Source organism: Rhizobium yanglingense, from assembly GCF_977109285.1.
In genome coordinates this window covers 442262-464105 of record NZ_CDSAWY010000002.1, presented here as the reverse complement: position 1 = coordinate 464105, position 21844 = coordinate 442262, and the positions used below count along the sequence as shown (strand labels likewise).

Genomic DNA, 21844 nt, shown 5'->3' with positions numbered 1-21844 from the left:
CAGTGCTGTCTCCGGTTGGTGCGTGTTAGGTTGCAAGCATGACACGAGATGCCGCAATTGCCAGAGCAGACTCCTACTTCACTTCCGGCGATTTGCGGGACGATCTGGCGCGACGGGTCGCGATGCCGACGGAGAGTCAGAACCCTGATCGCGCGCCGATGCTCGACCAGTATATTGAGACTGAGATGAAGCCGGCCTTCGAAGCCCTCGGCTTTGACTGTCGCAAGCTTTCCCAAGATGGCTGGCCTTTACGTCGAACGCCACGAGGACGCCCTTCGACCGACGGTATTGGGCTATGGTCACGGCGACGTCATTCGAGGGCTTGATGATAGCTGGGACGACGGCCTCTCTCCCTGGCAACTAACCGAGCGGGACGATAGGTGGTACGGCCGCGGCGTCGCCGACAACAAAGGCCAGCATACGATCAACATCGGCGCGCTTCGCGCCGTGATCGAAACGCGCGGAAGTTCTTGGATTCAATGCCAAGTATCTGATCGAGATGGGGGAGGAAAGGATTTCCCCTGGACTGCATGCACTGGTTACCACTCATAAGGATTTATTCCGCGCTGACGTGCTGATCGCCTCAGATGGCCCCCGTCTATGCGCCACGCGGCCGACCGTCTTTCTGGGATCGCGCGGCGCGATCAGCTTCGACGTTTGGATCGACGCGCGCAAGGGCGGCCATCATTCCGGCAACTGGGGCGGTCTGCTCTCCGATCCTGCAATCCAGCTTGCCCATGCGATCGCCAGTATCACAGAACCCTCGGGCAAAATTCTGGTTCCGGAATGGCTCCCGGTGAGTATTCCAGACAGCGTTCGCCGAGCTCTCTCGGATTGTGAGATCGAATGCCGCGCCGAAGGCCCGCAGATTGACCCCGATTGGGGCGAGCCTGGGCTGACCCCAGCGGAGAAGCTATTCGGGTGGTGCTCGTTTGCCGTGCTGGCTTTCGAGGCGGGGAACCCTAGGACGCCGGTGGGCGCTATTCCGCCGCGCGCATTGGCCCGCTGTCAGTTGCGGTTCGTCGTCGGGGTCAACGTAGAAAACGTTCTGCCAGCACTGCGGAGACACCTCGATCAACACGGTTTTTCCCATGTCCAGGTTGCGCAGGCGGGCGACGAGGTTTTTCGTGCGACCAGGCTTGATCCAGAACATCCATGGGTCAGTTGGGCGGCGATGTCCATCGCACGTACAACCGGCAAGAAGCCGGCTGTTTTGCCGAACCTTGGCGCCTCGCTGCCCAATGATGCATTTTCGGACATCCTGCAGCTTCCGACCGTGTGGATACCGCACTCATATCCGGGGTGCTCTCAGCATGCGCCGAATGAGCATCTACCTTTTGACATCGCCCGTGAAGGTCTCGCGTTGATGACAGGGCTTTATTGGGATCTAGGCGAGCTAAACGTTCCGGGAGCATCAAACGGCCATTTAACCCGCAAGTGAGCGCCTGCCGAGGTCGTCTTTGGGAAGTGGCCGCCGCTCCTTCTCCCAAGGATCGGCTGGCGCGTCAGGATAATCGGAACGCGAAGCCGTCGCCGCGGTCATCGATCTCGCGGACAATCACATGCTATCGATTGCGGCGAATGATGAAACGAGCGCCCTTATCGAGTCTTGAGGCGGATGACGTAGGCAGGGAAGCCATGAGCCGGAAAAGTGCCAATCGAAGGGGGCCGAGCCAGTCCGCACCAAGGATGTCCCTCCTCCGCCAGTGGCGGCCCCACTGCGGACCGCAACCGCAGCCGAGCTTGAAGCCATCGCGATGATCGGAGCACCTCTCAATGAGAGCGATAAGAGACGTCGCGAAGAGGCGCTGAGATTGGGATCAGAGCCTGGACCTCATCGAACAAGGTAAAACTCTACCGTTGGCGGCCTGGGGACATCGATACCCTGAGGCAGCCGTTTAAGGTTTGAGATCGAGCAGAGCGCGACCGCTTCCATCCATGGCGAATGGCACGGATGCATGTTGGTGGGACACCATCCAGCGGCCATCGCGCTTCACCAGGCCAAGGGTTTGACGAAACCAAAGATCGACCTCGGTGCCGTCAGTTTTAGTTCCTGTCATGCGCGTCAGACCACTCCAGAAAGCAACGTCTCCGCCGACCGTTAGCTTGGCATCGCAAACATCGCCGCCGATCGGACCTTCCCAGGTATTGAACCACGCCTGCAGGCCTGCCTCGTCCTTGCCGTGATAGACGAGCGGCGGTGCCAGCGAAAACTCGACAGAATCCTCGGTTTCGTAGGAAAGTGCACCCTTGGCATCTTTTTCGCCGAGCGCTGAAGCGCGCATCGTTAGCATGGCGATAATCGCCTCTTCTTCGATATTGACTTTGGTTTCGTTGCTCATCGGCCGTTCTCCTGTGCTGTTCAAGCAGAGGACGAACGGGGGAACGACAATCCGACACCGACACACGAAGCTAGTGGAAATTTCGCGCCTTCACGTTCAAGGTGTCGATATGTAAATCCGGGATTTATCCCGAGCCCGATACTATGCCGAGTAAGTTCCCTAAGGCCCGAGATTTCCGGTAGTCCAGGATCGAAAGCTCGGCATAGTTTGAACGCGTTGGAAGACCGGGTTCTGGCCAGACGACGACGTTTGCCGGGCCGCTTTCATCCTCGATCGTCAGGAACATGACGCCCTTCGCGGAGCCGGGCTTCTGCCGGACGAGAACTAGACCGGCCGTCATCAGCCATCGACCGTCGCGGGCGTTCATCGCCTCGTGGCACGTGACGATGTTTCGTCGCTTCTTCGCCGCTTTTGCGATGGCCGGGAAGCGATCCGTCCAGTCATGGCCGCCTCTGGTAATAATGCGAACGCCTTTCGGCTCGATATGGATGGCGATGCGATATCCGTCCCATTTGATTTCGAAGGCCCACTCTGGCCCTTTGGGAGGTCCTGCTTTCAACAGTGCCAGGCACGGCTCAATGCGGTCTGGCATGGGATCGAGGGGAAGATTAGGCTGCGCGGGATCTCGCGGCTTTGCGGGCTCTTGACCGAACCGGCTTATCGGATCTCAGCAGAGGCTTTGAAGGTGGAGGGCTTTGCCATCCGACGATTACATCAGGGAAAACTTAAAAAGAAAACGAAATTTGAGGCAATGACAACGGAAAAATAGAGGTAGTGAAATGAATATAGATCTGAACCAAATACGCGATAAGTTTGATGGTTTGTGCAGCGGCTCTGCGAGTTGCGAAGAAATCGCAAGTTTTGCAAGTCGGGCGATCGAGGCGGATGATATTGGCACATTGCACTTGGAGAAGTCGAATGAAAGCAAAAATATGGGAAGCGATCCTGTACTTAAGCGGAGCGGATTTAATGGACGTTCCGGGAGAATATTTGCACACGGTATCGGATTGTGAAAATGCAAGACGTGAGCTGGGCGCGTAGTGCTCGCTTGATGCCGTCGCACTTCCTTAGCCGTGAGCCGTCGCGTGATGTACGGCAATGACGGACACATATCGGCTCCCAAGGATTACACCAGGGAAGGCTTAAAAAGAAAACGAAATTTGAGGCAATGACGACGGCATTCAGGCCGAAAAGCTCGCGCCGCATCACCGCTCTGAGAGATGCCCCTCCACATATCCGTTCACAGAGTCCCATTTCATGCCGAGGTCCTGCCTAACCAGGTCGTAGTGGTCGTTGAACCTCTTGAGGCGCCCTCCAGATCCGGTTCCCACATGGTTGCTTCATGGCCGAGACGAGTGCTGACAAACACCGAAAACTCTCTGAGGCCGAACGGTCTTTCGTCATCTGTACGCATGAGTTCGATGAACTCGTCATCAAAGAGCGGTTACTTGATTGTTCATCGATATTCGCCATTTCGCAAACCGTAAGCAAACTGGTACCGCAAGAATTGTATTTCGCTTTTCGCAACTTTCAACAGATCTCGATCGCGGAAGGCCGATCGGCTATCACAACAAACTCAAATCGAACAGGCCGACATAGAACGTCCTACCGACCCACACGCGGAACAAACACGCCATCGCTTCATTTCTCCACCACCAGAGAGATGAGGAAAGTGGCATGACATACGACCCAAACAACCCAAACGACCCGAACCGCCCGCTTAAACCGACCAGCCAGCCTGACCTACGCACGACACCGGTTCGCCGGCCCTCGTGGGGCGCTTGGATCGCCGGTATCGTGGTCTTCGCGATTGCGGCTTTCGCACTCGTAGAGTGGCTCGATGGGCCGGACACGGACCCTGCGACAACGGCTTCGACGACGAATTCGGAGCCTGCTCCAGCACCGGCAACGCCGACCGCACCGGCTGACAACAATGTAACCCCGGCGCCGGCCACTCCTCCAGCGGCTCCGGCGCAGCAGTAGCTTGTCTTGACGGCTGATCGCGCATGTTCGGCAGGGATACGGGCCACCTTTTTCAGTGGCCGCTCAGCGCAAACAGTTCCCGGTTTTTCTACTGCGTCGGGCTACCCGGAGGACCGGCGCGCGCAAGGTCTGCGGCGGCTTGATCGAGAATGGAAGTATCTCGGAAGTTCCAGGTCTGACGCCACGACTGGATCGTCGCCCCCGGAGCTAACTTGAGCATCTTTTCGACGGCAGCTCGAGCGTCCGCTTGGCGCCCGAGACGCATGTACGCGATGGCTAGCTGCAATGGAGCGTCGGCGAATTCCGTGGTCTTCAGCGCCTCAACTGCGTCTTTCGTTTTTGCCAAGCACGATAAAGATGAAACCTCGCACGTAGTTAACGAACCACGACAATCCCGGATCCCGCGCGGCGGCAGCGTCGGTCAACTCCAGTGCCTTTTCCGGCTGACCGGCCTGAAAAAAAATGCTTCCGGTTATCGGTACTGGAACGGTTTGGAAATCTTACGCCACTACTTGTCCGAGAGCCGGGCCTGTTCAGGGGCAATGCCTTCAAGCCGCTATCTCGGACCAAGCGGCCCACGCTTGCTTGACACGTCATCGCTGGAGCCGGTTCCTTCGCTCCATCAGAAGCTCGTGCTCAACCAGACGCTTACCTGCGGCACTGAGACCTATTCCGCCGACAGTTCTTTCAATAACGCCAAGCTCGACGAACCTCCGATCAATTTCGTCCGCCAATGCAGCGTTCTCATGCCGGTAGAGCTGCAAAAGGATGCTCCATTCCTCGTAAGTGAAGTCTCGCCGAGCGCTCATGCTTGGTGCCTTTCTGTCGAACGAATGGACCATAGCATGATTTTGTTGTTTGAAGGCACCACACATCTGATCCTCAAATGGTCGTGCGACTGCACTACTTCGGCCGTTTTTTTGCGCAGTATCAGCTTCGTAACCGACGACGTTCGCTTCTAGCACCACGTCTGCGAAATAAGATCGACAAGCGAGAACGGCCCCCCTTGTGGCCAACCCATAAGAAGGATCGGCGAGTAGCGCAAAAACGACTGAAAGAACTGCAAATCGAACCAATTTTAAACTCGTCCCGTCATGCATCGGAAGCACCGGGCATCCAACCGGTCGCGGCCGCCCAGCGGTCAGCGCGGCGAATGACACTCCAGAAATGGTCATCCTAACCTTCGGTAGAGGCCGCTCTTTCACCCGCGAACCGTTCCGCCAGCGCACGCTTCACTTGACGTAAGGCGCGTGCTCTTCTCCATGAAGGCGCCATGTAGTCCCGAAACAGCAATGACCGTTGCTCATGCCAGCTGCCCAGCTGCCGTACGTGAGTCCCGGCGTAGCCTTCAGATGGCGCACCAATCGGTGAACGGGTCTGCTAGGTCGAATTGCCAACCGGACCTCCTTCAAACCTTTCGAAGCTAGGTAAGTGGCATCGGCGTCTGTGATGTGCTGCCCCGGGCAACATGATTCAACTTGCTAAACATGTGACAAAAGTCTGGCAATAGAGTTGCTAAACATATGGCAAGTGACTAGCAAGGAACAACATGCAGCCTCTGCCCTTGTCGCTCTACAAACGGCTGTACTCTCTTGTCTCGCTCCCCGAGAGTGCGGACCCGACCGCCGGTCGTCTTCTTGCATCGCGCGGAATGCGCGCGTTTGCGGACGGCCTCGTCAGCCTTTCGTTACCGATCTACCTCGCGTCCATCGGCTTCGATCTGTTCGAGGTAGGTGTGCTGACCACGGCGACGCTCGCCGGGTCGGCCATCCTCACCCTGTCCGTTGGCATGGTCTCGCATCATTTCTCCCAGCGCCGGATGCTACTGTCAGCCGCGACGCTGATGATGCTGACGGGTCTTGCATTTTTCTTTGTGAAGGACTTCTGGCCACTGGTGATCGTGGCCTTCGTCGGAACGCTGAATCCGTCTTCCGGCGACGTGAGCGTCTTCCTGCCTCTGGAGCATGCCAAGCTCGCCCATTGTGTCTCCGACAGGGATCGCACCGCAATGTTCGCGCGCTACAGCCTGATCGGCTCGCTTTTTGGCGCTTTCGGTGCACTCGCCGCGGGAGTTCCAGAGCTTCTCCAGACCGTGATGGGACTTAGCGTCGGGCAGGCCTTGCAGCCGGTGTTCCTGCTCTACACCGTCGTGGGACTTGCGTCGTTTCTGGTGTATCGGCGTGTGCCGCGTGATCAGGCCAACGTCAACACATCCCCGGCTCAGCCGCTTCAAAAGTCGAGGACGCTCGTTCTGACGCTCGCCACCCTCTTCAGCCTTGACGCCTTTGCCGGCGGCCTGATCGTGCAGTCGCTTCTGGCCCTATGGCTTTATCATCGCTTCGGATTATCTCTTGCGGCGACAGGAGCGATCTTCTTCTGGTCCGGAGTTTTTTCGGCCGCCTCCTATCTGGTCGCGGTCCGCCTCTCCAACCGAATTGGGCTCGTGAACACGATGGTCTTCACGCACCTGCCTTCAAGCGTTTGTCTACTGCTGATCCCCTTTGTTCCGGACCTTGCGACGACGATCGTCCTACTTCTGATACGAAGCGCCCTGTCGCAGATGGACGTTCCTACACGCACCTCCTACGTCATGGCAATCGTCACCCCCGGCGAACGGGCGGCGGCGGCAAGCGTCACGGCCGTTCCACGGAGCCTGGCGGCAGCGTCGAGTCCCCTTCTTGCAGGCTGGCTGATGTCCGTTTCCAGTTTCGGCTGGCCCCTCGTCGCCGCAGCGGCATTGAAGATCGTCTATGACCTCCTGCTGCTCTTCATGTTCCGGAAGCATCGTCCGCCAGAGGAGCGCTGACGACATCGACCGCCTCAACCGATCCATTGGCTCATGCCAGGGACGCGCGCCGTCGGCCGGATAATTGGCCCTCTGGGATGTCGGGAGGACTGGTCTTCAATTCTCCAGGCGAGGTCATCGGTCTTGTTAGCAGAAGCATCGCACCATCGGAGGATGACGAGCTTGGTCTGGCTTGGGCAGATTGGTTGGCAGCGTCGGTCGCCCCTAGTATGTGGCCGGACAGCTTGGGTGCTGTGCGGATTGATCCTTGGGCAATTGTGAGATGCAGAAAGTGGGGCTCTCAGAAATCAACCAGATTGAAATACAAAGATCGCGCAGGGAAGGTCCGAGACGGGTGGGTAAGCAGTCACTCGCCAAGGTAGCTCGTCATTGCTCTCTTGCGCCAATAGGGGCGTTGCTATTTCGCACGGCGGACTGGTCTTCGGGCATGCGTCGCTATCGGGAAGTCGACATTCATGAGAAAATAAAATGGTGAGGGGGCTATCGTAGGGAGGAACACGCAGATGACAAAAGGAACTCTAAGAACCCTGGCGTCCGCTATTGCAGCAATGGGCCTTCTGGTCGGACCGGCCGCCGCGCTGGAGGTCGCCAGTTCCGCCACTGTGGCGGGCAAACCGGATGCGGTCTGGCAGAAGATCGGCGACTTCTGCGCCATTCAGACTTGGCATCCCGCCATATCGAAATGCGCGCAGAGCGAGGAAGGTGGTGCGACCTATCGCACGCTCACGACCTCCGACGGCGGCACAGTCAAGGAGAAACTCGTCGAGCACACGGATACCAGCTACACCTATGACATCATCGATTCGCCGCTTCCCGTCGCGAACTATCGCGCCACGATCAGCGTCTCGGCAGAAGGAGATCGGACCAGGGTGGACTGGAAAAGCAGCTTTGACGCAAAGGGCAAATCGGATAGCGAGGCCAAGGACGTCATCAGCGGCATTTACAAAGCCGGTCTCGACAAGATCGCCGAAATGAGCGGAAACTGATCCGCGGGGTCGGCAGCGCGGGCAAGGATTGATCCCGTGCAAAAGAGCCCGGGGTCGTGCCGGGCTCTTGGGACCGATTGTCGGCCAGCGGGCTTGTGGTGGGACATCGAATTCCCGTCACCACTTGGCTTTCAAATGGTCATTGCCGTAATTTCAGATGGTCACAGGTCTAGGGGACGTCTCTTCTCAGCGTCTCGATGAAGCGGATCACGTCGCCCACCATGCTGTCGTTAAAAATGTCGTTGTGACCCGAGCCGTCGTAGATCAGCATTTGCTTGGGTTCGGGAGCGATGCGGTATAACGCCTCGCCCGAAGATAGGGGAATGCTCTCGTCACGTCGACCGTGGATGAAAAGCTTCGGTTGTCTCACCTTTGCGATCTTGAGGTCTGAACGGAATGGGTCCTTTATAAGAAGCGCAACCGGAAAGAACGGATAATGCGTCTGCGCCACTGACAGAACCGACAGGTATGGGGACACCAGGATGACGCCGAAGGCCGGCCTCTGCCCGGCCGTGTTCACTGCGACGCCGGTGCCAAGCGACCGGCCTAGTACAATGATCTTGCTTTTGGAGCGTACCGAAAGCCAGTCAAACGCGGCGATGCCGTCGGTCAGCAGCCCCTCCTCGCTCGGCGAACCCGTCGATTCCGGATAGCCTCGATAGGAAATGGCCAGTATTCCAACGCCTCGCGCGGCCAGCGCCCGCGCGAGAAAGCCGTAATTGTCGACGAGGTCACCGTTTCCGAAAAAGAACAGCACGCAGGGCTTGTCGAATTCGCCCTGGCTGTAGAGTCCATGAAGCGCCTCTCCGTCGGGCGTCTGGATATATACGCTCTCGCCCCAGCGCGCACGCTCTGGAGCAGGTGTGGCGCTGGCACCGGGAAAGAGGAGAGCACGCTGAGAAAAATACACCGGGCCCACAAGGGCCAAGTAGACGAAAACCGCCATCAGCGGCAGGATCAGTAGCAGTCTTGTGGCGCTCACGGCAGCATGTCCCCGCGTGGCCTTCATTTCATTCGGCCCGAGGCCCCACACTATGCATCCGGTCTGATCCGCTCCGCAACCAGAGCCTGCAAACGCCAAAGGTTACGATCGCGGATGCCTTGCTCCTCGAGATGCACTACTGTGTTGTGGAGATACTCGGCGCCGGAACCCCAGTGGCCGCAAGCTTCCGCCAGCACGTCGGCAACCTCCTCAGGTGGCAGTCTGCCCGTATAGAAGCGCGACTGGCGGTTCATCACGAAGGCGATGGCGCGCAGCGATCCCTGATCCGTTTCGACTGTGACCCAGCGCGGGATGTTGTTGGGCGGCTTTACCGTGATCTCACGCCGCACCAGCTTGTCCAACTGGCTTTCCAGATCGTCCGGTGGCAGTCTGAAGACGACGCCCCGACATTGGCCGCCCCGGTCGAGCGACATCATCAGTCCCGGCTTGTGCTTGGTGCCCCGGAACCGCTCGATCCGGAAGCAGAAGGAGCGGTGCCATCCTCGGGCCGTAGCGCGGCGTGCCTCAACATGGACGAGCTCAGGTTTCCAGATCAGGGAGCCGTAGGCGAAGAGCCACGCGTCCGGCCCGCCAGGATGCGAAGCCAGCAGGCCCTGCACGATGGCCTTATAGATCTTGGTCGGCGTGATAGGTCCAAGTTGGATCCGGACCAGGATCCTCCAAGATGCGATGAACCTGAGCCAGATGCTCTGGCGTGAGCGCTATTTGACGGGTTCGCATTAGATCATACCGCTGAAGGGACTATTGCTGACAAATGATACTTCCAAGCAAAGCCCGTGTCGCCAGTTAACGCTTCGTCAGTAAGCATAAGCATCTTTCACCTCCAGGTTCACGATGAGAGTTACACTCGAACTCAAGTTGGATTGAGGTCAATAGTGTTTGCCTCCTTAAGACGCCAAGGAGCCGGTAGGGGTCAGCTCTCGACTTCATTTTCGAGGGGATCTGGAGAAATCTGCAATTCGGCCACGTTTTCCGCGAAGACTCCAGGTCATCTTTGGCCAAATGTCAGCTCTCGCGGAGGGGAAGAAAGAGTTCACTCGCAGTGATTTGGAACGGCAGGGGCGCTAAAGGCTCTCAAATTAAAAGGGGTCTCGCAAAGCGGACTGAATGATGCTGAATTTGAGGACGCCAAGTTTGAATGGGGCTTTGCGATCACCCACCGGGAAAAGATAAGCCACCTCTATTTGGTCCGACGCTGTAGATGGACAACCGACGTGCAACGTCTATCGGTTACCAGTGCGGTTTTCGGGCCGCAATCGGATCGGAGGCCCAGCCCATGCGGGGATCTTTTCGGACAAGGAGGGGAAGCTGGCGGAGTAGTCCCTCTCCAACGAGATTTTTCGAGCCTGTTTCCGTAGCCGAGCCATAGCTGGCGCATTCAGCAGGCCCGACTCGTGTAAGGCGAAATGCGATAGCTGTCAGTGGCTGTTGTAGAGCGGCGGCGACACGTCTTCGGCGGCCAGATCGGGATAGAGCCTAAGCCTGATGCGTTCCAGCTCCTCGACGTTCCGCCGCTCCCGCTCCATCACCTCGATCGTCACATTGCGCCATGGAGATCCGGCCGGCTGGTCCCATACCGTTCCGCCGGATGCAATGAACTCGCAGAACCTCCTGCCCGATCTGATGCGGCTGGTGATCTCTATGTAATGGTTGAGGCGGTGATCCATGGAAGCCTCTCAAGCTCGTTCAAACGGTCGCTCTTAAAGATGACGAGATGATGACGCCCTCAGGCAACGCTATTCGTCGATCAGCAACAGGCCTCGTTTTTTGTCGCCGTCCATGGTGTCCATCGCAGAAAAAAGGCGCTCGCGCTCGATCAGCCAGGGTTTGAAGTCTTCGTTCACATCGAGAACGAACACCATGTCCTCGGTTTCCAGATAGCCCCCAATTGGCGAGTGGTGGCCGACGCCGGCGCCAAAAATCCTCTCACGGCTGAAATTGATGATGTAGCGGCGGCCGGGATCGTTGGCTCGCCTCATATGCTCGTGAAACGCCTCGCTCGTAAGATCGCGGAGGACCGAAACGTCCCTTGTGGTCTGTGCCTTTGCGACTTCGGCGAGCTCATCAAGCGTCAGTCCCATGATGCAGATGCCCGTCCAGCATTTTCCAGTGCCGTCGAGGACCTCGGCTTCCGTCGTCTCCTCCTCGCCTGATCGATCGGAACACATTTGCCACGCTCGCCGGGCCGCAACGCGAACCGTTCGATTGCCATGTGACGTTCGACTTGAAAGTGGCGGCTACCGGGAGCACCCAGGCGCGGTTGATCAGATCCGGCGCTTGGGTAACCGAGTCCTGGATCTGATCAGGCGAAACCTTGGACGGGCTGACGACATACAGCGCGGCGGCGGCCGACAGGCCGACGCCAGCAATCAAACCGAAAATCCACCCGCGCTTCATCGCCGAACCTCGACGTCGATGAGCACCAGACGATACTTCAGAGCAGCCGCAACAGCAACGAGGCACTAGAGGCAGGCAAGCCGTGGTGCCCAAATGCGCGGAAATTTGCCGAACGTACTTCAATTTTTGCCCGCAGTAGCCTAACATCAGGCGGTGACTCCAGTTCCCCTGGGAAGACCTCCCAACCTTGGCCCGCTCCGGCGGGCTTCTTCTTGTCTCGGCTGTCCGGCTCGCAACGGCAGTTCCGGGCTGTCTCGCACGCCGGCCACCGCCGTGGTTTACGCGAGGGGTGAAGGGCCCTAGATAACGAAAACGGCGGCGGTTCTTGCGGCCGTTCCTCAGTGCGGAGAGGCGAGCATGGATGCCGACACAGTCTGCCTGACCTTCAATGCCGGATCATCGACGCTCAAGATCGGCATCTTCGATGCCGGCACAGGCGCCGCCCGGCAGATCGGCAAGGGAAAGATCGACTTCGACGACAGGGCGCTCGTCCTGCGCTATTCGCTGGGGGACGACAGCTTCGAGCGCCCGCTTTCGGGCGACAATGGCGAGCGGTTTGCCGAGGTCATCGAAGGTACGCTGGATCACCTGCTTGCTCAACTGCCGCCCGGCTCCCTGAAGCTCGCCTCCCATCGCGTCGTCCATGGCGGCCTTCGGTTTCGTGAGGCCGCAGCACTCGACGCGCAGACGATCTGCGAGATCGAGGCGATGGTTCCGCTTGCCCCACTGCACCAGCCGCAGGCGCTGCGGGTGATCGGCGCGCTGCAGGATCTGCGACCCGACATGCTGCAGACGGCATCGTTCGACACCGCCTTCCACGCGACGCAGGACGATCTCGTCCGGCGCCTGGCGATCCCGCGATCGCTGCATGACGAAGGCCTGCGCCGCTACGGCTTCCACGGCCTGTCTTACAAATTCATCGCCGGCGCGCTCAAGCGGCAGGCGCCGGAGGTGACCGGCGGAAAGGTCGTGGCCGCCCATCTCGGCAGCGGAGCCAGCCTCTGCGCCCTGCAGAACGGCATCAGCCGCGATTGCAGCATGGGGTTCTCGGCCCTTGACGGCATCCCGATGGCAACGCGGCCGGGGTCGCTCGATCCAGGCGCCCTCCTCTATCTCATGCGGAAGGGACCGCGCGATCCCAGCGAGCTGGAACACTTCCTCTATCATGCCTGCGGCATGCTGGGCGTCTCCGGCATCAGCGGGGATACCCGGGATCTTCTGAAGGACGAGCGGCCGGAAGCTGCCCAGGCGATCGACCTCTACTGCTTCCGCATCGCCAGCGAGATCGGCCGCATGTCGGTGACGCTCGGCGGCCTGGACGCGATTGTTTTCACCGCCGGCATCGGCGAAAACCAGCCGGAGATCAGGCGCCGCGTCGCCGCCCATCTCCGCTGGATGGGCCTTCATCTCGACGATGGCCGGAACGAGGCCAACATGACGGTCATCAGCACGCCGGACAGCAAGATTGCCGCGCTCGTCATCCCCACGGACGAGGAGCAGGTAATCGCCGACGAGGCGCTCGCTATTCTCCGTGCAGGGTGATCCAGATCAAGAACCGGCCCGGCGCAAGCCGCTAGAGTTGAACCTGAATACGTTTCGAACAGGTGAATTCCATGGAACAGCACGCCTCGAACACCGTCCCTTCCACGCTTTCCGACGCCGACCTCGCTTTGCTCGACCGCTTCTGGCGGGCCGCCAATTATCTCTCCGTCGGCCAGATCTACCTCTTGCGACAACCCGCTGCTCGACGCGAACCACTGAAGCCCGACGCACATCAAGCCGCGCCTGCTCGGCCACTGGGGCACGACGCCGGGACTGAACTTCATCTACGTCGCACCTCAACCGGGTGATCCGTCGCCCGCGACACGTCGACATCATCTACATGTGCGGACCCGGCCATGGCGGGCCGGCGCATGGTCGCCAACACCTATCTCGAAGGCACCTACTCGCGAGATCTATCCGCGATCATCTCCGAGGATGCGGAGGGCATGGCGCAGGCTGTTCCGCCAGTTCTCCTTCCCCGGCGGCATCCCAAGTCGCATGCAGCGCCCGAGACGCCCGGCTCGATCCATGAGGGCGGCGAGCTCGGCTACTGCCCTCGTCCACGCCTATCGGCGCCGCGCTTCGACAATCCCGGAGCTCGACCGTCGCCTGCGTCGATCGGCGACGGCGAGGCCGAGACCGGCCCGCTCGCCGCCAGCTGGCACTCGAACAAGTTCCTGAACCCTGCCACGCGACGGCGCCGTGCTGCCGATCCTCCACCTGAACGGCTACAAGATCGCCAACCCCACGATTCTCGCCCGCGCCAGCAACGAGTCCGATCTGCGTCGAGTCTCTTCCAGCGGCATATGGCTACCAGCCGCTTCTTCGTCGAGGGGATCGACGAGCCGGACCGACATGCATGCACGCGCGCATGGCCGGCCGCCTTCGACGTCAGTGTTCGACCAGCATCAGGCGACATCCAGGCCGAAAGCCGCGGCTCGAGGCATTCGGCGCCGGCATGCCGCGCTGGGCCGATGATCGTGCTGCGCACGCCCGAAGGGCTGGACCGGGCCTCAGCGAGGTCGACGGCAAGAAGGTCGAGGGCTTCTGGCGCGCTCGCACCAGGTGCCGCTCTCCGAGCTGCCGCGAGCGACGACGAGCCACCGCGCAGATGCTCGAGCGACTGGATGCGCAGCTACCGAGCCGGACGAACTTGTTCGACGGCGGACGGACGCCTGGAGGCCGGACCTGCAGGCGCTGGCGACCCACAGGGCGACCTGCCGGATGGGGGCCAACACCGCACGCCGAATGGCGGCCTGCTGCGCAAGGAGCTCGAGCTGCCCGATATCCGCGTCATTACGCAGATCAAGATCGGGGACCGTGGCAGCAAGGCGGTGCAGACGGACCTGGCGATTGTCGGTCAGTACCTGCGCGACTGTGCTCGCCAAACTCAATGCCGAGGATCGCGAATTTCCGCATCTTCGGCCCCGACGAAACGGAATCGAACCGCCTCGGCAGCGGTCTTCGAGGCGACGGACCGCGTCTGGATGGAGCAACATCGCAGCCCTATGACGTGCATCTTTCCCGCGAGGGCCGCGTCATGGAGGTGCTTGAGCGAACATCTCTGCCAAGGCTGGCTGGAGGGCTACCTTCTGACCGGACGGCACGGCCTGTTCTCGTGCTACGAAGCCTTCATCCACATCGTCGACTCGATGTTCAACCAGCACGCCAAATGGCTGAAGGTCACCCGCGAAGCTGGTGCGTGGCGAAAGCCGATATCGCTCCCTCAACTACCTGCTCACCTCGCATGTCTGGCGGCAGGACCACAACGGCTTTTCCCATCAGGATCCGGGCTTCGTCGATCGTCGTCGCCAACAAGAAGGCCGATATTGTCCGCATCTACCTGCCACCGGATGCCAACACACTGCTCTGGGTCGGCGACCATTGCCTGAAGACCTACGACCGCGTCAACGTTATCGTCGCAGGTAAGCAGCCGGAGCCGCAATATCTGCCGATGGATGAGGCCGATCGAGCACTGCAAGGCCGGGATCGGCATCTGGGAATGGGCTAGCAACGAGGACAACACGATCGACGCCCGACGTGATCATGGCCTGCGCCGGCGACGTGCCGACGATGGAAACGCTTGCCGCCGTCAGCCTCCTTCGCGAGATGATCCCCGATCTGAAAATGCGCGTCGTCAACGTCGTCGACCTTTTGGCGCTGCAGGCCAAGGAGCAGCATCCGCATGGCCTGGACGCACGGTGAATTCGACCGCATCTTCACAAAGGACAAGCCGGTGATCTTCGCCTATCCACGGCTATCCCTATCTCATCCACCGGCTGACCTACAAACGCACAAACCACGAAAATATCCACGTGCGCGGCTTCATCGAGGAAGGAACGACGACGACGCCTTTCGACATGACGGTGCTGAACGAGCTCGACCGCTTCCATCTCGCCATCGAAGCCATCGAGCGCGTGCCGGGATTGAAGGAGAAGGTGCCGGACGTTGTCGACCGGCTGCATGTGAAACTCGCCGAACACCACGCCTACGTCCGGGAATATGGCGAGGACATGCCCGAGGTCAGAAACTGGAAATGGCCGGCGTCATGAGCCGGGTGGCGGCGGACCCTGCCTTTTCGAGGCTCCGCCGAACTCCAAGCACGCCGGCGCGCACAAAGACCGTCCCGCAGATTGCCGTCCGCGTTTTTCCGCCTATCCTTCATGCATCATAGAGGAGGATCAAGCCATGCCCTTCATCCACACCCCCGACGCGTCGGCCAGCGAGAAGACCGCGTCCATGTACGCGTCCGCCGAAACGAACTACGGCTATCTGCCAAACATGTACCGCGCCTTCGGGCACCGGCCCGAGGTGATGGAGAACTGGGGTGCCCTGCTTTCGAGCATCCGCAGTCATATCGAGCCCCAGGCGCTACGAGCTGGTGACGCTGGCGGCGGCAAAGGAGCTGCAAGTCCTCCTATTGCATGCTGGCGCACGGTTCCGTGCTGTTGCGCGAGGGCTTCACCAATGACGGGCTGGCGGCCGTTGCGAACGAGACGGAAAAGGCGCCGATCGATGCCGTCGAGCGCGCCGTCATGGCCTTTGCCGCCAAAGTGGTGCGCGACGCGACCTCGGTGACGCAGCAGGATGTCGACGGGTTGAAAAAGCACCAACTCACCGATGCCGAGATCTTCGACATCACCGCGGCGGCGGCAGCCCGCTGCTTCTTCTCGAAGATGCTGGATGCACTGGGTGCGGCACCGGACCATGTCTATGCCGAACGGCTCGACCCCAATCTGCGCAAGGCACTCACCGTCGGCCGCCCGGTCACGGGGCTCGCCTGAGGCAACCTGAAATCGCCCTGCCGCTATATCTCGTTGTGCCAATCTACGGGAGGGCGGACGTGGCATATCGGAAGAGCAAGGGCAAAGACACTTGGCATCGGTGCCTCAATTGCAGCGCCTGGCCAACATCGCATTACGAGGAAAAGCCCTCGAAATCGGCGGGGCAGACACGCCGGCACCATTGAGGGCTGCGAGCATGAGCCGCCGCTCTCTCCACTCGCCAGTTGTCTTGATGACGTCACCGCGGCAAGAGGTGCCCCAGAACCCAGAGACGCCTCGTCGCTATTCCGCCTTCATCGCTTCGATCACTGCCCTGAACCCCGCCGGCATGTGGCGCCGGCTGGGGTAGTAGAGGTAGAGCAGGCTCTCCCGGCTGGCGCCAGTCGTCGAGCACCTGGATGAGTTCGCCGGCCGCGATCATCTTCTCCACGCGATCTTCCCAGACATAGGCGAGCGCCACGCCGCTAAGGGCCGCGTTCGTCATCAGTTCGTGGTCGTCGAGCGAAAGCGGGCCGGCCGGGTGGAAGGTAATCGCCTGCCCGTCCTTCTCGAAATCCCATGGGTAACGCGCGCCGGAGGGAAACATGTTCTGGATACAGAGATGGCGCTTCAGGTCGTGCGGTGTCACCGGCTTCGGCCGCCGTTCGAAATCGGCGGGCGAACCGACGACCACCAGGCGCAGCCGCTTGATGCGCAAGGCGATCATGCCCTCCGTCACCCGTACCCGAAACCTTATCCCGCCATCGAAACCTTCCTCGACAATATCGATCAGGCGATCCGTGGCGCTGATTTCGAGCTGCAGGTTCGGGTTCTTTTCGAGCAGCGGGCCGATCACCCGGCCGATCACGAAAGGCGCGATCGAATTCGGAACGTTGATCCTGACCTTGCCGAAGGGCGTGTCACGAAACCGGTTCAGCGCATCGAGCGCTGCGGTGATCTCACCGAAGGCCGGATCGAGATGCGACTTCAGGAGTTCGCCCGCCTCCGTCAGCGAGACGCTGCGCGTCGTGCGGTTCAAAAGCCGGACGCCGATCCTGTCCTCGAGATTGAGAACCGCATGGCTGACGGCGGAGGCCGTGACGCCCCTCTCCTCGCCCGCCTTTCTGAAGCTCCCGGTCACGGGCAACGGCGGCAAAAGCTGCCAGTTCGGAAAGCTCGGTGGCGCGCATTGCTGAATTTCACTCATCATTGTTTCAGAAAATAACAAATCTTATACAGCAACGAATTTTCGGTCAAATTCCTCCCGTCGGCACAGAGATGCAGACACCCGAGAACCTTAGAGCTTGAAAGGAACGTGTCATGAAAGTCTGGTTCATCACTGGTGCATCCCGCGGCTTCGGCGCGCTGATGGCGAAGGAAGCGCTTGCAGCCGGCGATGCGGTCGTCGCCACAGCCCGCAATCCGAAGAGCGTCACCGACAAGTTCGGCGACCACCCGAACCTTGTCGCCGTCGCCCTTGACGTCACCAATGAGGGACAAGCGAAGGAGGCCGCGGCAAAAGCCGTCGAACGCTTCGGCCGCATCGACGTCCTCGCTAACAATGCGGGTTACGGCCTGCTCGGCGCCGTGGAGGAAGCAACCGCCGAGGAAGTCGAAAGGCTTTACGCCACCAATGTCTTCGGCCTCCTGAAGGTCACCCGTGCCGTCCTGCCCTATATGCGCCGCCAGCGTTCGGGACACATCTTGAACTTTTCCTCGATCGGCGGCTATTTCGGCTATCCCGGCTGGGGCGTCTATGGTTCGACCAAGTTCGCCGTCGAAGGCCTGTCGGAATCCACTGGCCGCCGAACTCGAGCCCTTCGGCATCAAGGTGACGATCAGCGTCGAGCCCGGCTTCTTCCGCACAGATTTCCTCGCCGACAACTCGCTGGCGGTCAGCCCGGCCTCGATCCCGGACTATATCGGCACGCCGGCCGGCAACATGCGCGATTTCGCAGCCGATGCAAACCATGCCCAGCCGGGCGACCCGGCAAGGCTCGCAGCCGGCATCATCACCCTTGCGAACGCGGCAAACCCGCCGCTCCGCATGCCCTTCGGCGGCGGTACGGTCGCGAAGATCGAGGAGCAGAATGCGAGCGTTGCCAAAGAGCTTGGCGAATGGCGCGAACTCGCCGTCTCGACGGATTTTCAAGCAGACGCCCGCCGCTTGACGGAACTGCTGCCACTAATTTCGCTCCGCCTGCGGAAAAGCGTGGGCGGAGCGGAATTTCGTCTTATTGAAGCGTGCGCGTATGGACCTGCTGAGCGACGGCATCCGGTGCAGATGCGGAGAGCTCAGCGTCGAGGCCCGTTGCGACGACGGACACGCGGAACTTGCCGTCGAGATTGCGGTCGAAGATCGCGCCGACGACGATGTCGGCGTCGTCCTGCACCTCGTCGCGGATGCGGCTTGCCGCCTCGTCCACTTCGAAGAGCGTCATGTCCGAACCGCCGGAAATCGAGATCAGCACGCCCTTGGCGCCCTTCATCGAGATGTCGTCGAGCAAGGGATTGGCGATCGCCGCTTCGGCCGCCTTCAGCGCGCGCTCGTCGGCCGGATGACTCGCCGGTCCCCATCATCGCCCGGCCCATGCCGCGCATCACCGATTTGACGTCGGCGAAGTCGAGATTGATCAGGCCTTCCTTGACGATCAGGTCGGTGATGCAGCCGACACCCGGCAAAGAGTACGCGGTCGGCGGTCATGAAGGCGTCGGCGAAGGTGGTCTTCGCATCGGCGATGCGGAAAAGGTTCTGGTTCGGAATGACGATTACGGTGTCGGCCGCCTGGCGCAGCGCCTCGATGCCGATATCCGCCGTCCTCAGGCGCCGGTTGCCCTCGAAGGTGAAGGGCTTGGTGACGACGCCGACCGTCAGGATGCCGGCTGAGCGTGCCGCATGCGCAATCACCGGCGCAGCACCCGTGCCGGTGCCACCGCCCATGCCGGCGGTGACGAAGCACATATGCGAGCCTGCCAGGTGATCCATGATCTCGTCGATCAATTCTTCGGCCGCTGCACGGCCGACTTCCGGCAGCGATCCGGCACCGAGCCCCTCGGTCACGTGCGCGCCGAGCTGGATGCGGCGCGACGCCTTGGACGTTGCCAGCACCTGAGCATCCGTATTGGCGGCGATGAAATCGACACCTTCCAGATTTTCGGCAGATCATGTTGTTGATCGCATTGCCGCCGCCGCCGCCAACGCCGATCACCGTGATCCGCGGCCGCAATGCCGAAATCCCGCTCTTGGCGTCCGTCATCATATTCTCCTTTGATGCCATCTCTCGTCCCGCCCTCGTTGCGGCAAACCGAATCGAGTGTCAGGCTAAGCGAGCAACAAGGCAGAGGCAGGGCGAAAGAACAAGCCGTATGCTTTCTGAAATACCCCCATGGAACTTTTTTCTTGGTGGCATAGTTGTACTAATTCATGAATAATTCGCCGGGAGGAGAACTGCTGAGATGCCTTTGTCAGCCGCAAGCCAGACTATCGCCTCGCCGCGCGAGCATATTCTGACAGTCCAGGAAGCGCTGGAACCGCTCTTTCTGGCTCTGGAGCAGGAGGTGGAGGTGAAGATGATCGCCGCTGCCGTCCGCGCCGGATGGTCGGCAGAGGACGCGGTTGCCGCGATCGATGAGCTCCGCCGCAATGAGCTTGTTGCCGACGTCACGTCCCATTGATGCGGGCGTCAAAAATCGGTTCATGAAGCAATAATTTCGCTCGCCATCGCGCGAGTGCGTCCTAAGTCTAGCGCGACAGCAATGATCGCGCGGAGCCTTCCCAATGCCTTTCAGGACTATCTGTATCTATGGCGCCGGCGCGCTTGGCGGTGCCATGGCGGTGAAGCTTGCAGCCGGACTCGGCACCAAAGCGACGATCTCCGTGGTGGCGCGAGGCGCCCATCTCGATGCGATGAGGAAGAATGGCCTTGACCTCTTCGAAGCCGGCTCCGAGACGCCGATCAACGCCCGTATCACCGCAACGGATGATCCATCGGCGCTTCCGCCGCAGGATCTGATCGTTACGGGCCTTAAGGGCCATCAGCTTGGCCCGGCAGCCGAAGGCATCGCCAACCTGCTGAAGGACGGCACGCGTGTCGTCATGATCCTGAACGGCATTCCGTGGTGGTATTTTCACCGCGACAGGCAAAGCCTGCATGCCGAACTGCAGTTGGAGGAACTCGATCCGGGCGGCCGGCTCTGGCGCCTGATCGGTCCGCAACGCGTCATCGGCTGCGTTGCCTATCAGGGCGCGGAAGTGATCAATCCCGGCCAGGTGAAGCTCTCGAACGATGGCCGCTTCATCCTGGGCGAGCCGTCCGGTGAACCATCCGCCGATCTCGAAGCGATTGCCGCGCTCTTTGCCCGCGCCGGCCTCAGTATTACGGCCACGCAGCGCATCCGCGACGAGATCTGGAACAAGCTTACTGGCAACGCCGCCTTCAATCCGATCAGCGCCCTGACGCGAGCCCTGATGACCGACATCATGGCCAATCCGGCGCTTGCCGAAACCGTCGGCAAGGTGATGACCGAAGTGCGCACCGTCGGCCGCGCGCTTGGCGCCCGCTTTGACAGCACCATCGAAGAGCGGCTTGCGCAATCCCGGCACGTAGGCGCAGTGCGCACCTCGATGCTGCAGGATCTTTTGGCCGGAAAGCCGCTCGAAATCGTGCCCCTCACCGGCATGATCGTCACGCTGGGACGGCTTGTGTCGGTGCCGACGCCGGTCTCCGAAACGGTATTCGCGCTGGTCTCGCAGCTCGATCGGGAGAACCAGCGGTAGACTGTTCCGGCACCTGCCAGGCGGCTTATGACATTCTTATATCTTCACCCGTGAGCGCGAATGGATTTCCTATCCGGACCGCGGTAGCCTTTGGCATCATGCAAAGGTGAAATGCCATGCGTCTGATGTTTCCGCCCTTTTCGTTTCCTCCTTCGCGCCACAAGACCGGAGCGCGCCAGATGCGCGAACGCCGCAAGGCGCAAATCCTGATGATCTTCGGCATCGTGCTTGCCTTTATCGAACTCTACGTCGTCATCGCCAATCTCTGGCAGGTGTCGTGAGGTAAGATGCCCGAAGCACTGACTGCGCTGCTCCCGCAGCCTTAGAGCAGGAGCGTCCGGCGCGTCACACCCTCGCGCAGCCCAACTCTTCCTTAACCGGCGTCCCCTAACATTAGCGGCAATAGACATTTAATCCGCAAAGACCGATGCCGAAACCGAACTTCCGCTTTACCCATTATGATCTTCACGAGCAGCGCGCCGGAACCGTTATCGAGGTGACACTGAATGCGGTGAACAATGTGCGGCTGATGACGGCGCCGAACTATCAGCGCTTTACCGAGGTTCTCGATTTCAAGTATATCGGCGGAGTTGCCAAAAAATCGCCCATCAGGCTCGCCATTCCCGAAAGCGGCCACTGGCATCTGATCGTCGACATGGAAGGCCATCACGGGCTTGCCGAATCCGCAGTGAAGGTGATTGCCGCGCCGGCGGGGCAGAAGCACGCGTCATAAAAATCACCGGAT

21 protein-coding genes and 9 pseudogenes are annotated in these 21844 nt (G+C 60.3%); 19 read left to right on the top strand and 11 right to left on the bottom strand.

Translation table 11 applies throughout. The features are described 5' to 3' along the window. Positions 1-38: 38 nt before the first annotated feature. Positions 39-1441, top strand: a pseudogene (locus ACW4PC_RS03590) (M20 family metallopeptidase). A 457-nt stretch (positions 1442-1898) separates the two neighbouring features. Here ACW4PC_RS03590 and ACW4PC_RS03585 read toward each other — a convergent pair. After that, the gene (locus ACW4PC_RS03585; protein WP_074066482.1) at positions 1899-2342 is read right to left on the bottom strand and encodes a YybH family protein; all 444 of its coding nucleotides are present in this window, start codon (positions 2340-2342) and stop codon (positions 1899-1901) included. A gap of 397 nt (positions 2343-2739) precedes the next feature. Further along, positions 2740-3052: pseudogene (locus ACW4PC_RS03580) on the bottom strand (ATP-dependent DNA ligase); the annotation flags it as partial. Positions 3053-3121: 69 nt separating this feature from the next. Here ACW4PC_RS03580 and ACW4PC_RS03575 point away from each other — a divergent pair. After that, positions 3122-3355, top strand: a complete 234-nt coding sequence (locus tag ACW4PC_RS03575) for a hypothetical protein (RefSeq protein WP_455872833.1) — start codon at positions 3122-3124, stop codon at positions 3353-3355. A 664-nt stretch (positions 3356-4019) separates the two neighbouring features. Continuing rightward, positions 4020-4325, top strand: a complete 306-nt coding sequence (locus ACW4PC_RS03570; protein ID WP_455872832.1) for a hypothetical protein — start codon at positions 4020-4022, stop codon at positions 4323-4325. 88 nt (positions 4326-4413) lie between these two features. Here the strand turns inward: ACW4PC_RS03570 and ACW4PC_RS03565 are convergent. The 3 genes and pseudogenes from ACW4PC_RS03565 to ACW4PC_RS03555 form a co-directional block, all read right to left on the bottom strand. Next, a pseudogene (locus ACW4PC_RS03565) lies at positions 4414-4795 on the bottom strand (tetratricopeptide repeat protein); the annotation flags it as partial. Positions 4796-4918: 123 nt separating this feature from the next. Continuing rightward, positions 4919-5425, bottom strand: coding sequence for a hypothetical protein (locus ACW4PC_RS03560; RefSeq protein ID WP_455872831.1), 507 nt, complete (start codon positions 5423-5425; stop codon positions 4919-4921). A 76-nt stretch (positions 5426-5501) separates the two neighbouring features. Next, complete coding sequence (locus ACW4PC_RS03555) at positions 5502-5690, bottom strand: GrpB family protein (RefSeq protein WP_455872948.1); 189 nt, start codon at positions 5688-5690, stop codon at positions 5502-5504. 184 nt (positions 5691-5874) lie between these two features. Here ACW4PC_RS03555 and ACW4PC_RS03550 point away from each other — a divergent pair, with 184 nt between their 5' ends. Together ACW4PC_RS03550 and ACW4PC_RS03545 are read left to right on the top strand one after the other, a co-directional pair. Then, positions 5875-7131, top strand: coding sequence for an MFS transporter (locus tag ACW4PC_RS03550; RefSeq protein WP_455872830.1), 1257 nt, complete (start codon positions 5875-5877; stop codon positions 7129-7131). A 503-nt stretch (positions 7132-7634) separates the two neighbouring features. Then, positions 7635-8117: an SRPBCC family protein gene (locus tag ACW4PC_RS03545; RefSeq protein ID WP_455872829.1), complete on the top strand. Its 483-nt coding sequence runs from the start codon at positions 7635-7637 to the stop codon at positions 8115-8117. A gap of 169 nt (positions 8118-8286) precedes the next feature. On the opposite strand, the gene ACW4PC_RS03540 is transcribed toward ACW4PC_RS03545, so the two are convergent. From ACW4PC_RS03540 to ACW4PC_RS03525, 4 genes and pseudogenes are all read right to left on the bottom strand, one after another. Then, positions 8287-9099 carry an alpha/beta hydrolase gene (locus ACW4PC_RS03540; protein WP_455872947.1) on the bottom strand — a complete coding sequence of 271 codons (813 nt, stop codon included), beginning with the start codon at positions 9097-9099 and terminating at the stop codon, positions 8287-8289. Positions 9100-9149: 50 nt separating this feature from the next. After that, positions 9150-9719 carry a gamma-glutamylcyclotransferase gene (locus ACW4PC_RS03535; RefSeq protein ID WP_455872828.1) on the bottom strand — a complete coding sequence of 190 codons (570 nt, stop codon included), beginning with the start codon at positions 9717-9719 and terminating at the stop codon, positions 9150-9152. Between the two features lie 819 nt (positions 9720-10538). Then, on the bottom strand, positions 10539-10787 hold the full coding sequence (locus ACW4PC_RS03530; RefSeq protein WP_455872827.1) for a hypothetical protein: 249 nt from the start codon (positions 10785-10787) through the stop codon (positions 10539-10541). A gap of 69 nt (positions 10788-10856) precedes the next feature. Then, positions 10857-11517 (bottom strand): annotated as a pseudogene (locus ACW4PC_RS03525) (phytochelatin synthase family protein). A gap of 357 nt (positions 11518-11874) precedes the next feature. Between ACW4PC_RS03525 and ACW4PC_RS03520 the strand changes: the two are divergent. The 9 genes and pseudogenes from ACW4PC_RS03520 to ACW4PC_RS03480 all read left to right on the top strand — a co-directional run bounded on the left by ACW4PC_RS03520 (position 11875) and on the right by ACW4PC_RS03480 (position 16343). Then, on the top strand, positions 11875-13059 hold the full coding sequence (locus ACW4PC_RS03520) for an acetate/propionate family kinase (protein WP_455872826.1): 1185 nt from the start codon (positions 11875-11877) through the stop codon (positions 13057-13059). Between the two features lie 71 nt (positions 13060-13130). Beyond that, positions 13131-13367 carry a phosphoketolase family protein gene (locus tag ACW4PC_RS03515; protein ID WP_455872825.1) on the top strand — a complete coding sequence of 79 codons (237 nt, stop codon included), beginning with the start codon at positions 13131-13133 and terminating at the stop codon, positions 13365-13367. Between the two features lie 394 nt (positions 13368-13761). Then, a complete protein-coding gene (locus ACW4PC_RS03510) occupies positions 13762-14037 on the top strand; it encodes a phosphoketolase family protein (RefSeq protein ID WP_455872824.1) in 276 nt (91 codons plus the stop codon). Then, positions 13919-14557 (top strand): annotated as a pseudogene (locus ACW4PC_RS03505) (hypothetical protein); the annotation flags it as partial. The gene ACW4PC_RS03510 and the pseudogene ACW4PC_RS03505, both read left to right, overlap by 119 nt. Beyond that, positions 14469-14951 (top strand): hypothetical protein, encoded by a 483-nt coding sequence (locus ACW4PC_RS03500; protein WP_455872946.1) that lies wholly within the window; start codon positions 14469-14471, stop codon positions 14949-14951. The pseudogene ACW4PC_RS03505 and the gene ACW4PC_RS03500, both read left to right, overlap by 89 nt. Next, a complete protein-coding gene (locus ACW4PC_RS03495; RefSeq protein WP_455872945.1) occupies positions 14840-15070 on the top strand; it encodes a hypothetical protein in 231 nt (76 codons plus the stop codon). The genes ACW4PC_RS03500 and ACW4PC_RS03495 overlap by 112 nt, the downstream gene beginning before the upstream one ends. 35 nt (positions 15071-15105) lie before the next feature. Beyond that, positions 15106-15264, top strand: a complete 159-nt coding sequence (locus tag ACW4PC_RS03490; RefSeq protein ID WP_455872944.1) for a phosphoketolase family protein — start codon at positions 15106-15108, stop codon at positions 15262-15264. Positions 15265-15308: 44 nt separating this feature from the next. After that, entirely contained in the window at positions 15309-15611 is a 303-nt protein-coding gene (locus tag ACW4PC_RS03485) for a phosphoketolase family protein (RefSeq protein WP_455872943.1), read from the top strand. 136 nt (positions 15612-15747) lie between these two features. Beyond that, positions 15748-16343: pseudogene (locus ACW4PC_RS03480) on the top strand (carboxymuconolactone decarboxylase family protein). A gap of 282 nt (positions 16344-16625) precedes the next feature. Here ACW4PC_RS03480 and ACW4PC_RS03475 read toward each other — a convergent pair. Continuing rightward, positions 16626-17512, bottom strand: a pseudogene (locus ACW4PC_RS03475) (LysR family transcriptional regulator). Positions 17513-17642: 130 nt separating this feature from the next. On the opposite strand from ACW4PC_RS03475, the pseudogene ACW4PC_RS03470 reads away from it, so the two are divergent. Beyond that, positions 17643-18483: pseudogene (locus tag ACW4PC_RS03470) on the top strand (SDR family NAD(P)-dependent oxidoreductase); the annotation flags it as partial. 73 nt (positions 18484-18556) lie between these two features. Here the strand turns inward: ACW4PC_RS03470 and ftsZ are convergent. Further along, positions 18557-19579: pseudogene (ftsZ, locus tag ACW4PC_RS03465) on the bottom strand (cell division protein FtsZ). 199 nt (positions 19580-19778) lie between these two features. Here ftsZ and ACW4PC_RS03460 point away from each other — a divergent pair. From ACW4PC_RS03460 to ACW4PC_RS03445, 4 genes are all read left to right on the top strand, one after another. Further along, positions 19779-19997, top strand: a complete 219-nt coding sequence (locus ACW4PC_RS03460) for a hypothetical protein (protein WP_039844655.1) — start codon at positions 19779-19781, stop codon at positions 19995-19997. A gap of 103 nt (positions 19998-20100) precedes the next feature. Continuing rightward, positions 20101-21099, top strand: a complete 999-nt coding sequence (locus ACW4PC_RS03455; RefSeq protein ID WP_455872823.1) for a ketopantoate reductase family protein — start codon at positions 20101-20103, stop codon at positions 21097-21099. A 116-nt stretch (positions 21100-21215) separates the two neighbouring features. After that, positions 21216-21380 (top strand): hypothetical protein, encoded by a 165-nt coding sequence (locus ACW4PC_RS03450; RefSeq protein WP_455872822.1) that lies wholly within the window; start codon positions 21216-21218, stop codon positions 21378-21380. 146 nt (positions 21381-21526) lie between these two features. Continuing rightward, a complete protein-coding gene (locus tag ACW4PC_RS03445; protein WP_455872821.1) occupies positions 21527-21832 on the top strand; it encodes a DUF1883 domain-containing protein in 306 nt (101 codons plus the stop codon). Positions 21833-21844 lie beyond the last annotated feature (12 nt).